The organism is Amycolatopsis dongchuanensis (assembly GCF_039542405.1).
Lineage (GTDB): Bacteria > Actinomycetota > Actinomycetes > Mycobacteriales > Pseudonocardiaceae > Amycolatopsis_E > Amycolatopsis_E sacchari.
In genome coordinates, this window is record NZ_BAABIB010000123.1 from 1 (window position 1) to 11,526 (window position 11,526).

15 protein-coding genes are annotated in these 11,526 nt (G+C 67.4%); 12 read left to right on the plus strand and 3 right to left on the minus strand.

What is annotated here, in order from left to right; genetic code table 11:
- Together ABFX51_RS31235 and ABFX51_RS31240 are read left to right on the plus strand one after the other, a co-directional pair.
- A partial coding sequence (locus tag ABFX51_RS31235; RefSeq protein ID WP_346055841.1) for a helix-turn-helix domain-containing protein occupies positions 1 to 287 on the plus strand: 287 nt, incomplete at its 5' end.
- Between the two features lie 862 nt (positions 288 to 1,149).
- Positions 1,150 to 1,395: an HAD hydrolase-like protein gene (locus tag ABFX51_RS31240; RefSeq protein ID WP_346055843.1), complete on the plus strand. Its 246-nt coding sequence runs from the start codon at positions 1,150 to 1,152 to the stop codon at positions 1,393 to 1,395.
- A gap of 117 nt (positions 1,396 to 1,512) precedes the next feature.
- Here the strand turns inward: ABFX51_RS31240 and ABFX51_RS31245 are convergent, their stop codons facing one another.
- Positions 1,513 to 2,220, minus strand: coding sequence for a hypothetical protein (locus tag ABFX51_RS31245; RefSeq protein WP_346055844.1), 708 nt, complete (start codon positions 2,218 to 2,220; stop codon positions 1,513 to 1,515).
- A gap of 415 nt (positions 2,221 to 2,635) precedes the next feature.
- On the minus strand, positions 2,636 to 2,794 hold the full coding sequence (locus tag ABFX51_RS31250; protein WP_346055845.1) for a hypothetical protein: 159 nt from the start codon (positions 2,792 to 2,794) through the stop codon (positions 2,636 to 2,638).
- Between the two features lie 463 nt (positions 2,795 to 3,257).
- Here ABFX51_RS31250 and ABFX51_RS31255 point away from each other — a divergent pair, with 463 nt between their 5' ends.
- The 4 genes from ABFX51_RS31255 to ABFX51_RS31270 all read left to right on the plus strand — a co-directional run bounded on the left by ABFX51_RS31255 (position 3,258) and on the right by ABFX51_RS31270 (position 6,463).
- Positions 3,258 to 3,554: a Rossmann-fold NAD(P)-binding domain-containing protein gene (locus tag ABFX51_RS31255; RefSeq protein WP_346055846.1), complete on the plus strand. Its 297-nt coding sequence runs from the start codon at positions 3,258 to 3,260 to the stop codon at positions 3,552 to 3,554.
- A gap of 841 nt (positions 3,555 to 4,395) precedes the next feature.
- Complete coding sequence (locus ABFX51_RS31260; RefSeq protein WP_346055847.1) at positions 4,396 to 4,791, plus strand: STAS domain-containing protein; 396 nt, start codon at positions 4,396 to 4,398, stop codon at positions 4,789 to 4,791.
- A gap of 158 nt (positions 4,792 to 4,949) precedes the next feature.
- Positions 4,950 to 5,687 carry a GAF and ANTAR domain-containing protein gene (locus ABFX51_RS31265; RefSeq protein WP_346055848.1) on the plus strand — a complete coding sequence of 246 codons (738 nt, stop codon included), beginning with the start codon at positions 4,950 to 4,952 and terminating at the stop codon, positions 5,685 to 5,687.
- Positions 5,684 to 6,463 (plus strand): GAF and ANTAR domain-containing protein, encoded by a 780-nt coding sequence (locus ABFX51_RS31270; protein ID WP_346055849.1) that lies wholly within the window; start codon positions 5,684 to 5,686, stop codon positions 6,461 to 6,463. The genes ABFX51_RS31265 and ABFX51_RS31270 overlap by 4 nt, the downstream gene beginning before the upstream one ends.
- A 32-nt stretch (positions 6,464 to 6,495) precedes the next feature.
- Here the strand turns inward: ABFX51_RS31270 and ABFX51_RS31275 are convergent, their stop codons facing one another.
- On the minus strand, positions 6,496 to 6,687 hold the full coding sequence (locus ABFX51_RS31275; RefSeq protein ID WP_346055850.1) for a hypothetical protein: 192 nt from the start codon (positions 6,685 to 6,687) through the stop codon (positions 6,496 to 6,498).
- A gap of 183 nt (positions 6,688 to 6,870) precedes the next feature.
- Between ABFX51_RS31275 and ABFX51_RS31280 the strand changes: the two genes are divergently transcribed.
- The 6 genes from ABFX51_RS31280 to ABFX51_RS31300 all read left to right on the plus strand — a co-directional run bounded on the left by ABFX51_RS31280 (position 6,871) and on the right by ABFX51_RS31300 (position 11,483).
- On the plus strand, positions 6,871 to 7,380 hold the full coding sequence (locus ABFX51_RS31280) for a DUF5994 family protein (protein ID WP_346055851.1): 510 nt from the start codon (positions 6,871 to 6,873) through the stop codon (positions 7,378 to 7,380).
- Positions 7,381 to 7,445: 65 nt separating this feature from the next.
- Complete coding sequence (locus ABFX51_RS31285) at positions 7,446 to 8,069, plus strand: GNAT family N-acetyltransferase (RefSeq protein WP_346055852.1); 624 nt, start codon at positions 7,446 to 7,448, stop codon at positions 8,067 to 8,069.
- A complete protein-coding gene (locus tag ABFX51_RS31290) occupies positions 8,066 to 9,250 on the plus strand; it encodes a N(5)-(carboxyethyl)ornithine synthase (RefSeq protein WP_346055853.1) in 1,185 nt (394 codons plus the stop codon). Before ABFX51_RS31285 ends, ABFX51_RS31290 begins: the two co-directional genes overlap by 4 nt.
- A 124-nt stretch (positions 9,251 to 9,374) precedes the next feature.
- On the plus strand, positions 9,375 to 10,400 hold the full coding sequence (locus tag ABFX51_RS31295) for a fatty acid desaturase family protein (protein ID WP_346055854.1): 1,026 nt from the start codon (positions 9,375 to 9,377) through the stop codon (positions 10,398 to 10,400).
- Positions 10,401 to 10,531: 131 nt separating this feature from the next.
- On the plus strand, positions 10,532 to 10,738 hold the full coding sequence (locus ABFX51_RS39735; protein WP_428832518.1) for an RGCVC family protein: 207 nt from the start codon (positions 10,532 to 10,534) through the stop codon (positions 10,736 to 10,738).
- A gap of 331 nt (positions 10,739 to 11,069) precedes the next feature.
- Entirely contained in the window at positions 11,070 to 11,483 is a 414-nt protein-coding gene (locus tag ABFX51_RS31300) for a DUF5994 family protein (RefSeq protein WP_346055856.1), read from the plus strand.
- Positions 11,484 to 11,526 lie beyond the last annotated feature (43 nt).

Consider the following 11,526-nt stretch of genomic DNA (forward strand, 5'->3'; position numbering starts at 1 on the left):
ATCACTACTGGAGACCGGCGGGTTCAGGCCGCAACTACACCCTGGATCGTGAAGAGCCGGAAAACAGCTCCTTGTCAACTGATGAGCGCAAGATTCTGGAAGTCCTCACCGAATCGGAACAAGGCATGAACTGCCGCGAAGTCGCTGACCAATCCGGTATGAGCCTGGCCGAGACCTACCGCCTGCTGTCGGCGCTGCACAACAAGAAGCTGACCACGAAGACCACCGTGGAAAACGAAAGTGGACTGAGGGTGCTCCTGCACGCCGCGTCGCCCACAGGTCAGTAACGACAGCTCTCTGCAAGGGAACGGCAACCGGCAGAACACCAGCAAGGTCCGCCGGAGTGAGGCAGCCAAGCAACCGGTGGAGTTGCGCGCCTGCGAGTTCCCGCATCACCCGCACGGCTGCCGCCGCTGGGCTTCTTCGGCGGGCCGGGCCGGGCATCGCCTCCGCCCTGCCCTGCCCGACCCCTAAACGAGATCCCAAGCCGCGGAAGGAAGGAGCGCCAATGCACATCCGGACCGTGACCGGACCCGCCGACAAAACACGCGCCGCTGGTGGCGCATACCGACGCGTTCGAGTCGCGCGACTGGACTGCCTGCCCCGAACACGGCCTTCTTCACCTATCGCGGAAGCTTCGGTTGGACCGACTTCGAGCGGAAGGCGTACGCGCCCAGCTAAATTGGCCTGGCCACGTTGGACTGCGCAGTGCCTGCTGTTCCGCGAGCGCAGTGCGGCGGTGCGCCGTGGTTAGCGTGATCGTGGTCGACCTCGGCCACACCACGGGCACGTTCACGGGCAACTCGACCAGCGCCGTCCTGCGCGCACTGTCCCCGCTGACTCCAGTCGCCCCGCATCGCGTCGTCGAGACCGTCCGCTGCCTGCTGCACCGCGCGCCCGAGCTGACCGACGAGCTCGCCACTCAGGTATGTCAGCGCCTACTGATTCCGCCCAGCGAGTTCCCGACGTCCTGGGACCGCGGATACTCCCCGTACGAATACACAGGTCGCGCCCTGGACGAGCTGTGCCGGATAGCGCCCGTGGTGGCGCTGTCGAACATGGCTGTCACGGGCGGGCCGGAGCGGGTCGCGGCGGTGAAGGCAACACACCGCGGCGAACTGGTCGAGGTATACACGAGTTACCAGCTCGGTGGAGCGAAGCCCGAACCGTGGCTGTGGCATCGCCGCGCGCCACGGCGCCGACATCGAGCACGTGGTGCACATCGGCGACCGGCTGGACGCCGACGTCTACGGCGCATTGGTCGCCGGAGCGCGCGTGGTGCACCTGACCCAGGGCAACGGCCCGGCCGTGTACCCGAAGAACACCGAGGGCCGCATGTTCGCAGCACGTGACCTCCTAGCCGCCGTGCCCGTCGTGCGCGCTTGGGCGAAGTAGGCCGCTATGGGCGACATGCACCTGAGGTGCGAGGCGCTGCGGCCGTGGCTGCGGAAGAAGACCGCCGGCGAGTTTCGAAGAGTCCGTTGCCGCCGAACAGAGCACGTAAGCCTGCGGTCACCAATCCGGTGGCCTGGTGATGCCCTTCGACACCTGGGGCAGTACGTCGGATGCGTGTGCCAGCGTGGTCATGTGCCGTTCGAAGGTTCGGCTGCCGAACACCTCCACTGCGGCAGAGAGCACGTTTGCCGCCCGTGCGCTGAGCATGCCCTCGCCTGCCTGCATGACGGTCAGCACTCGGCGCAGGTCGCCCAGCGTCTCGGTTGTGGCGTCGCCCGTCTTCTCTAACCTGTCCACAAGCATCTCCAGCCGGTCCAGCGGAGGGGTGAACACCTCAACGAGGTGATCCAGCAGTACCTCGTCCGACGGCACGCGCACGTGGGCCAGTATCTGCTCGTCCTGGCCCTCGTGTTGGGTCTTCCAGCTACGCAGCTTCTCCGCTGGATACAGCTCCTCCGCGGTGGACGGGTCGTCCACCTCTGTGTGGTGCGGGTAGCACAACAGCAGCAGGTGGCGGAAGCTGTCGCGCTCGTCCGGTGAGAGGCTGGGATCGTGGCGGGCGGCGTTCGGCCGCACACCGTGCACGTGCGCCACCCAGGCATTCTTTCTGAAAACACCGGGCCGCACCTCGACTACCACCGGCGTCTTGCACCCGGGCCAATAGCAGGTCCCGCTGCTCAGCGCCCACAGCGCTGCCTCGGTGGCTGGGGGAATCTTCTTGCGTACGCCGCGTCCGGCGGCTGAGGAAGTCATGACCACGATCATCCCTGCGCCACCGACAAACAGGACGCCCGCCGGACTTCGGCTACGGCCAGCGATGTAGTCCCGACCGGTCCCATCCATGCCCAGCCACGGCCCACCAGGACGGCCGGTCGCGATTCCCGCAGCACCGCCCACCCCCAGCCTGCCCGACCGTCACGTAGAGTCACCTTTGCGGTTTCGGCGGGCGGGTTGGCGGTATCCGTCGCGCCGAACCTTGGCGTGAGGGGCCTTCACGGAGACCGGCAACCCGCTGAACAGCAGGTTTAGGTTCGTATACTGGCTTGTTGGGTGCGCAGGTCATGATCGACATGTACTCCTACCTGCTGAAACGTTCTGTTTCTCCCGCAAGAAGAGTCGAGCCAGTATACGAACCTTACGCACAGTCACCTCTTTGGCTTCTGTGATCATGGTCTTCGGCTCAGTGACTGTGATCGGTCGTCTGCGGTAGGAACGCCTGCGGGATCAATGACTCCTTGGTCACGACGTGTCGCGCTACTTCTGCTTCCTCTGCTGCGGCGCGCAAAAAGAGATCGACCGTGGAGCAGCGGTAGCTCGTCGCTGCCGTGCCTTCGTCCACGAGCCCAGCAAAGGCACCAACTCGAATGCCCGCTTCGTGGTGCGCTCAAGCATGAGGGTGCGTTCACCGCAGGAGACAACGGCGCGCGCAGGTCGAGCAGCGCCGGATCGAGCTCGGCCTCCGCGGTGTCCGATATGGACGGTACGAGCGCGGCCGCAGCGGCGGCCGGGACGAATCCGCGGATCAAGGACGTCGTGACATCGCCCTCCGTGGTTCCACCGGACTCCGGACGTCGGACAGGGCGAGTTGGTTTCCGGCCCCTCGGTGGCTGATCGCTCGGCCGCGTGAACGCGCCGCCGCCCACACCGCCGAGGAAGCGCCCTGGTTACACCTCGGAGAATTCAGACAACACACCTCACTCCGGTTGACAATCCACGCTACCGGGCGTGGACTGTGTTGGCTGACGTCAACTCCGGCCCCCGGTTGCGCTGTCTTTCCTCGACGAGCGACAGAGCGGAGTGACATGTCCGGCCTGGACCAGCTTTCTGATGGCGACGGTGTGCGTCGGTGTGGGGCGGCCGTCGCGCGGCACCTGCATGCGGCGGGGTTGCAGCTGCACCGAGCGCGGGACCTCTTGAGCAGGGAGGTGTCGCGCGTCTCGCCGGAGATCGACGAGCAGGTGGTCGCGACGCTCCAGACGCTGGACGCAGCGATCCAGGACACTCAGCGTGCCATGCTGACTTTTCTCAGCCGTGCCGAACAGCCCGTGCCGGGTCATGCGCGAGCACGGGTCGGCACGGACATCGGAACCATCTCATGACCGTTCGTGCGCTCTTTGTCACCCCGGGCGGGACTGCGCTCGTGATGCGCCGAGCCGGCGAGGGGCTGGCTGGGCGTGGTGGTGGATGCTGTGGCGCTCCGGACCCGGTGTTGGACATCTGCGATCTGACAAACGCGTGTCGACAGACAGAGGACGACGGAGAGATTGCGATGCCAAGAACCGATAACTGGTACATCGGTCCGCCTGCTGGTGTGGGCGGGCGGGCGTGTGTCCACTGCGGGCAGCGGGTCGCAGCGGGCTCGGGGATGACGCTTTTGATGCCGGATTCCTCGGTGATGGCCCCAGAAAGCCAGGATGCCACCTGGACGGTCAGCGTCTGGCCACCGCGTGCGGGAACGACCACGCCGCGATGCTGGTGGAGCAGGCCCGGGGCGCGTGGGTGGACGAGCAGCGATGGTTCGGGCGGTTATGCCGGGCCAGCGTCGAACCGGGCATACGGGACTCGTCCGTGTCCTGGCTGGGTGACCGGGCGCGCCTGTCGCCGCACCAGCTGCGCGCAGCGCTGCAGTGGAACGCCAACCGGAAGACCCCACGAACCGTCCTGCCCGGCGGCCAGCCTTTGCCTGCCGGCGACGGTGGCCCCGACGAGCGTGGGGACAGCGGGGACCGGCCAGAGCACGCGCGCGGGCCTACACAAACACCGAGTGGCTGGTGAACTTCGGTCAACCGCTCCTTCGGTGCCGTGTGTCAACCGCGGGTGCGCGGTTGACACACGGCTTCTCGCGGGGAATGTGAGGGAGGGCGCGTGGACAGGCCGGGGCAGCCGTGTCGGGCGAGCGATACCGTCCGGGCGGCGTCACCGTCAGCGCTGAGACTGAGTGTGCAGCGGCCCAGCCGTGGCACCACGGTCGTCACTGCGCGGGGTGAGCTGGATCTGCTGACCGCGCCGAGGTTGGCCGACATGCTCGGCTGCGGCCTGCGCGGCACGCTGGATCTGCTTATCATCGATCTGTCCGAATTGGACTTTCTCGCCGCGTCCGGCCTGTCCGTGCTCGCCCACGCTCAGATACGGGCCGAGCAACGCGACATCGGGCTGCGTGTGGTGACCGGGCAGAACCATTGCGTGACCCGGGCGTTGACGGCCACCGGCCTGGACCGCCAGCTGTCGCTGAGCCACACCATCAGCACGGCGGAGCACCCCCACGACGCCGACCCGCTGGCTGGCCGGGGGCGGCTGACGACGAGAACGCCCCAGGAGGCCGGATTTCGGGTGTAAAGTCTGAGGCAGCCCGCGACGGGGGCACGGGAAGTGGCTGCTGCGCTGGCGCGGTGTCGTCATGCCACCGGTGAGCTCACCGCTAGGTGGACGGAGTTTCGCGATGACCCTGTGGGCGTGTTCCTGCTCGTTGGTTCCGCAGTCGGTGGCGGCTGGGCGTGACTGACCTCGACCGGCTGGCGGTGCTGTTGCGGTCGATTGCGGCCGAGGGTGGCGCCGACGGTCCGCGGCGGATCGGTGCGGCCTGTGTGGAGTTCTTGCCGGTCAGTGGGGCGGCGATCACGCTGATGACCGGCACCGACGCCCAGGAGCCGGTGTATGCAAGCGATGCGGTGGTCAGCCAGCTGGACGCGCTGCAGTTCAGTCTGGGCGAGGGCCCCTGTGTGGAGGCGTTCGCCGAGCGTCGGCCGGTACTGGTCACCGACCTGGCCGAGGTAGCCGACGGGCGCTGGCCGATGTTCGCCCATGCCGCCCGCGATAGTCCGGTACGGGCATTGTTTGTCTTCCCCCTGCAGCTCGGTGCGATCACCTTCGGCGTGCTGGACCTCTACCACCTGCAACCGGGTGTGCTGGCCGGGGATGGGCTGGCCGGGGCGTTGCGGGCGGCGGATGCCGCCCTGTGGTCGTTGCTGGGCCTGAGGGCGGAAGAGACAATGGACGCGACCACCAACGGGACAGGACCGACAGACCTGCCCAACTGGCTGTCCGGTGCGCCGCTACACCGGACCGAGGTGTACCAAGCCACCGGGATGATCATCGGGCAGTTGGGCCTCCCTGCCACGACCGCGCTGGCGAAGCTGCGGGGCTACGCGTTCGCGCACGACCGGCCCATCGACGAGGTGGCCAGGGACGTGGTCGCGCGGCGACTGCGATTCGACGACGAGGAGCTTCGATGAATGCCTCTGACGACCATGAGCCGGCGCTGGCCGAGGCGCTGGTCGACCTGGCCGACACGCTGGTCGACGACTACGACGTGATCGACCTGCTGGACCGGCTGACCCAGTACTGCGTGCGGCTGCTGCCCATCGACGCGGCCGGGCTGGTGTTGTCCGACCAGCGCGGCCACCTGCGGGTCGTGTCCTCGTCCGCAGAGCAGGCTCGGGTGGTAGAGCTGTTCCAGCTGGAGGCCGACGAAGGCCCCTGCCTGGACTCCTTCCGCACAGGACAGCCGGTCACAGCTGCGGACCTGCGCGCGGCCACCGCGCCATGGCCGCGGTTCACCGAGCGCGCCATCCGGGAGGGATTTCGCTCCGTCCACGCCCTACCGATGCGGCTGCGCAGTCAGACCATCGGCGCGCTCAATCTCTTCCGTGCCGAACCCGGCCTGCTACCGCACGCCGACCTGCGCGTCGGCCAGGCCCTGGCCGACATGGCCACCATCGGCATCCTGCACCAGCAGACCGTGCGCCGCGCCGACGTGCTCGCCGAGCAACTCCAGGGAGCCCTCAACAGCCGCGTGATCATCGAACAGGCCAAAGGCGTGCTCTCCGGCCGCGGCCAGCTCGACATGGCCCAAGCCTTCACCCTGCTGCGCAACCACGCCCGCAACACCAACCAACGCCTCAGCGACCTCGCCCTCGCCGTGATCGAGGACAACACGACCGCCGACCTCCTGCTCCACCCCACCGTCCCCCCGAGCCAACGCCACCACGGCGACAACCGCCAACCTTGAGAGCCCCTGCGGCCCCGCAATCCCACGAGCAGCTAACTGGCAACCTGCTGAGGTGCGTCCGTGGCCATCGTCGCCGTCGCCGTCGCCGTCGCCGTCGCGATGCCACAGCACACTTGTGCTGTCCCGATCCGGTCAGGATCGGGCCCCGGATCCCCGAACTCGTGGGCCAGCATGTCGTCGTCCTCGGCCAGGGTGTCGTGGGCGAACCAGTAGTTGGTGGCCAATGGTGATTGTCACGCCCGGGTGGCCGTCTGGGGCGTAGTGTTGGTGGTGTCGGGAGCATCTCGTACGCGAGCGGTCAAGCCCGCGTCGTCCTCGACGAAAGCCCAGGTCGGCCGTATTGCGGCCGGGACGGGAGTATCGGCATGATGCCGAGCCCGCACACACTGATCGCCACCCCCTTGGCCTTGACGGTCACCGAGCCGCCTCGGCAGGCGCTGCGCTTGCGGTTGAAGCCGAAGGCGCCCACCACGGGGTATGTCGACGGCGCGTGGTGGCCCCGATCCCGGGACCTGGCCACCGAAGTGCCGGCGCTGCTTGCGGTGCTGGCAGTTCGGCCAGGCCGGATCGAGCGCGTGACCTACAACCTGACCATGTGGGAGTCAGCCGGTCGCCGTCTCACGGTCGAGGGCCGCGCGGTCCGGTTGGAGGGGTTCATTTCGCAGCACCCCGACACCGTGACGGTGACCGGGCAGGGCCGGCAACGCCTGACCCTGCTCGTGATCCCACCCGAAGCCAGCCCGGTGGCCGCGCACCACGCCCTGGTGACGGCATCGCAGCGAGACAACGTCGACAGTGCCGAGGCGCTTCTCGCGTTCAGCCGCGTCACACCGGCTGCCGCGCCGGAGAACAACGGCACGGGGCTCATGGAGGCAGCGACACAGCGCTGGGAAGTCGACGGCGGCCGGATCCGATGAACACCTCGAGCAGGCTTCGGCGGCTTCACCGCGGGTCTGTCAGCACAACCGGAGACGAACTCGCCATGACTGCAAACGATCCCACCACGCCGGAGCCGGGCCCTTCCCTGGTCACCCCGCGGCTGGTTCTGCGGGGCTGGCAGGTGGAGGACGCGCCCGCGGCGCTGGCCGTCTACGGACACGCTGCGGTGGCGCGCTGGCTCAGCCCGGTCATGGACCGAGTCCCAGATCTGGCGGCCATGCGCTTGCTGCTGCAGCAATGGATCGCCGAATCCGCCCGCACGGCATTACCAGCCGGGCGCTGGGCGCTTGAGCGACGCAGCGACGGCCACGTCATCGGCGGGGCGATTCTGCTTCCCCTCCCGCCGGGTAACGAGGATCTCGAAATCGGCTGGCAGCTCCACCCCGACACCTGGGGCAACGGATACGCCAGCGAAACCACCTACGCGTTGGCCGGCTGGGCCTTCCGGCACGACGTCGACGAGATCTTCGCCGTCGTCCGGCCGGGAAACACCCGGGCCGCCGCCACCGTCCGCCGCAACGGCATGCACTGGGTCGGCGAAACCAGCAAGTACTTCGGGCTCACGCTGCAAGTCTTCCGGCTCCGCTCGGCCGACCTCGATCAGGCCGCCCCCAATGCCCAGCTCCCACCCGCATACGGCGCGAACGGACCGGAAAGGCGTACGTGAACCAGCTCACTCTCGGGGTCCTGTCGCGTTCACTGAAGGAGAACGAATTCCGGCTGCCGATCCACCCGCTGCATTTCCCGCGGATCGACGCGGACCTGCGGGAGCGCATCTACCTCGAACACGGCTATGGCGCCCGTTTCGGCGTGTCCGACGAGCAGTTGGCGTTCTCCGTCGCCGGTCTGAGGTCTCGGGAAGAGCTGATCGCGCACCGCGAGGTGATCCTGCTGGCTAAACCGCTGCCGGAGGATCTTCGCCGACTGCGCCCAGGACAGGTGTTGTGGGGCTGGCCGCATTGTGTCCAGAACAGCGAGCTCACCCAGATCGCTATCGACAGGAGGCTCACGCTGATCGCCTTCGAGGCGATGAACCACTGGAGTCCCACGGGCTCGTTCAACCTGCACGTCTTTCACAAGAACAACGAGCTGGCCGGCTACTGCTCAGTCCTGCATGCCCTGGCGAGCACGGGAGCGACGGGCGATTACGGCCGCCGGTTACGTGCGGTGGTGATCGGGTTCGGGGCTACCGCGCGCGGGGCGGTTACCGCGCTGAACGCGCACGGCGTACACGACGTCCATGTCCTCACCCACCGCGGGGTCACCGCGGTCGGCTCGCCGATCCATTCCGCGCGGATGGTGCACTTCGACCACGACGTGAACAACGGGACCGATCCCCGCCGAAGCCGCGCGCTCACCACCGCCGGACGGGTGCCGCTGGCCGGTTTCCTCGCCGAACACGACATCATCGTCAACTGCGTGCTACAGGACGTCACTGCGCCGCTGACCTTTCTCCTCGATGACGACCTCCCGGCGCTCGCCCCGGGTAGCCTCATCGTCGACGTCTCCTGCGACGAGGCCATGGGTTTCAGCTGGGCGCGCCCCACCTCGTTCACCCAGCCGACCTTCGTCGTCGGCGACAACGTCACCTACTACGCCGTCGACCACAGCCCGTCCTACCTGTGGAACTCCGCGACCTGGGAGATCAGCGAGGCGCTGCTGCCGCACCTTCGGCCCGTGCTCGCCGGGTCGCCCGGCTGGGACGCCGACATGACCATCGACCGGGCCATCGAAATCCGCGGCGGCACCATCCGCAACCGCGCCATCCTGGCCTTCCAACACCGCACACCGGAATACCCCCACCTACCGGTGACGGCGGAGCACGGCCTGGCTCCCACCGGCTCCTGATACAGATCGGCGTCGCGCCCGTTTGCGTGCGTCAGCGCACGGGTACGCTGGAACATGATCGCGGTTATCGCGACATCGCGCTCGAGACCCCGGTGCGCACCAGCGGCACCATAGGAGGTCTCGAATGACGGTCGCACCTGCCGCCGGTCGGCGGCACGGTAGTGATTTCGCCGAATTGTCCCGCAGCATCAAGCAGGCGGGGCTGCTGCGGCGTCGGCATGGTTATTACGTGGTCAAAAGCGCGCTCACGGTCGCCTCGTTCGCTGGTACCTGGGTCATGTTCGGCTACCTCGGGGATTCGTGGTGGCAACTGGGCACGGCGGCGTTGCTGGTGGTGGTGTGCACGCAGTTGTCCTTCCTCGGCCACGACGCCGGCCACAAGCAGATCTTCCGCGGTCGTCGCGCCAACGACGCCATGGGGTTCGCGCACGCGGGGCTGGTCGGCCTCAGCTACGGCTGGTGGATCGGCAAGCACAACCGCCATCACGCCAACCCCAACCACGAGGACGATGACCCCGACCTCGACATCCCGGTACTGGCCTTCACCGAGCACCAGGGAGGCACCAAACGCGGGCTCCTGCGCTGGATGGCGAAGTACCAGGCGTTCCTGTTCTTTCCGCTGCTGTTGTTGGAGGGCCTGAACCTGCACTGGGCGAGCATCCAGGCCGTGTGGCGGGGCGAGGTGAAGCAGCGCCATCTGGAGAAGGCGTTGCTGGCCGCGCACGTCGGCGGTTATCTGGCCGCGGTGTTCCTCGTGCTGTCGCCGTTAACGGCGATCGTGTTCATCCTGGTGCACCAGGGTTTGTGGGGTGTCTACATGGGATGCTCGTTCGCTCCCAATCACAAAGGCATGCCCACCACGTCCGACGGCCACACGTGGGACTTTCTGCGTAAGCAGGTACTCACCTCCCGCAACGTACACGGCGGTCGGTGGGTGGATTTCACACTGGGCGGGCTGAACTACCAGATCGAGCACCACCTGTTCCCCAGCATGCCGAGGCCCAACCTGCGCCGGGCGCAGCCAATCGTGCGCGACTTCTGCGCCGCGCGCGGCATCAGCTATAGCCAATGCGGGCTGTTCCACTCCTACGGCCAGGTACTCCGACACCTGCACGAAGTCGGCGCGCCACTACGCGCCACGCCGCGGTGAGATCCGCACGCCGCCACCAGGCCCGTCATTCCACTGGACAAGGAGGAGCAATGGACTCGAACACCGCTTTCGTCTCCCCCACGAGAAACGATCCGCGATTGACCGATGCACGAAAAGAGGGAACCAGCGGCATGCCGACCACCGAGGGAAAAGCAACCGTCGCCGCACCAGCGGCTGGCATCATGTGTGCGGAGTGTCCGCATAGGTGGGACGCGCACGATTCGATCGGAATCAGGTACTGCTCGGCGACGGTGGCTCGCGGGTTGAACCGCGGCTGTGTCTGTGTCGGCAGCGCACCGCCGCGACCGCAGTCACCGTCCGCTACGAGCGAGGGCTGAAAGCAACCGGCGGCATAAGGCAATTGCGCGTCCGATGCGCCTTCGCTTACGAAGCCGAGGTCGCCACAGCAACGGTCTTCCAGGTGCAGCTCTCGTTCTGCCGCGCGCTCAACATCCCTGCCCGCTACGTCTACGTTCGGCGGGCCACAGCTGGAGTCCATGATCGTCTACGCAGCGGGGTTCCTGCCGCGGCCTCGAGCGGCGCTGATATCTCGGGAACGGCGTAGTGTCGGTGGTACCGGGAGCATTCCGCGCGTCGACAGTCACGTCCACGTCGCTGCCGGCGAACAGCTGTACCGGCTGGTTCCCGGCCGGAGACGGGAGCACCGACATGACGTTGGGCTCGCACTATCGCAGAACTGCCACGATCACCCCGTCCAGCTCCGCAAGGCAGGCGTTGCGGTTGATCTTGAAGCCGAAAGCCGCGGCCATGGGGACGGTCGACGGCGCCTGGTGGCCGCGGTCGCGGGATTCACTTGCCGAGTTCCCCGCGATGATCGCCGGCCTCAAACACCGGCTCGGGCGGCCGAGCCGGGTCGCGTTCAACGTCAACGCCTGGACGGCGGCGCCGCGCCGCGTACTGGTCGACGGTCAGGCAGTCAGTCTCGAAGGGTTCCGCTCGCTGGACGAGCACACCGTGCTGGTGTCCGGGTACGCCTGGCACCGGATGGTGTTACTGGTCATCCCCCCGGAGGCGAGCGAGCACGCCGCGAAGGCCGCACTGGCCCTAAGGGATGTCTCGTAACTCGTGTTGTGGTTGGTGGGGCTGGTGTTGCAGTCAGTCGGCG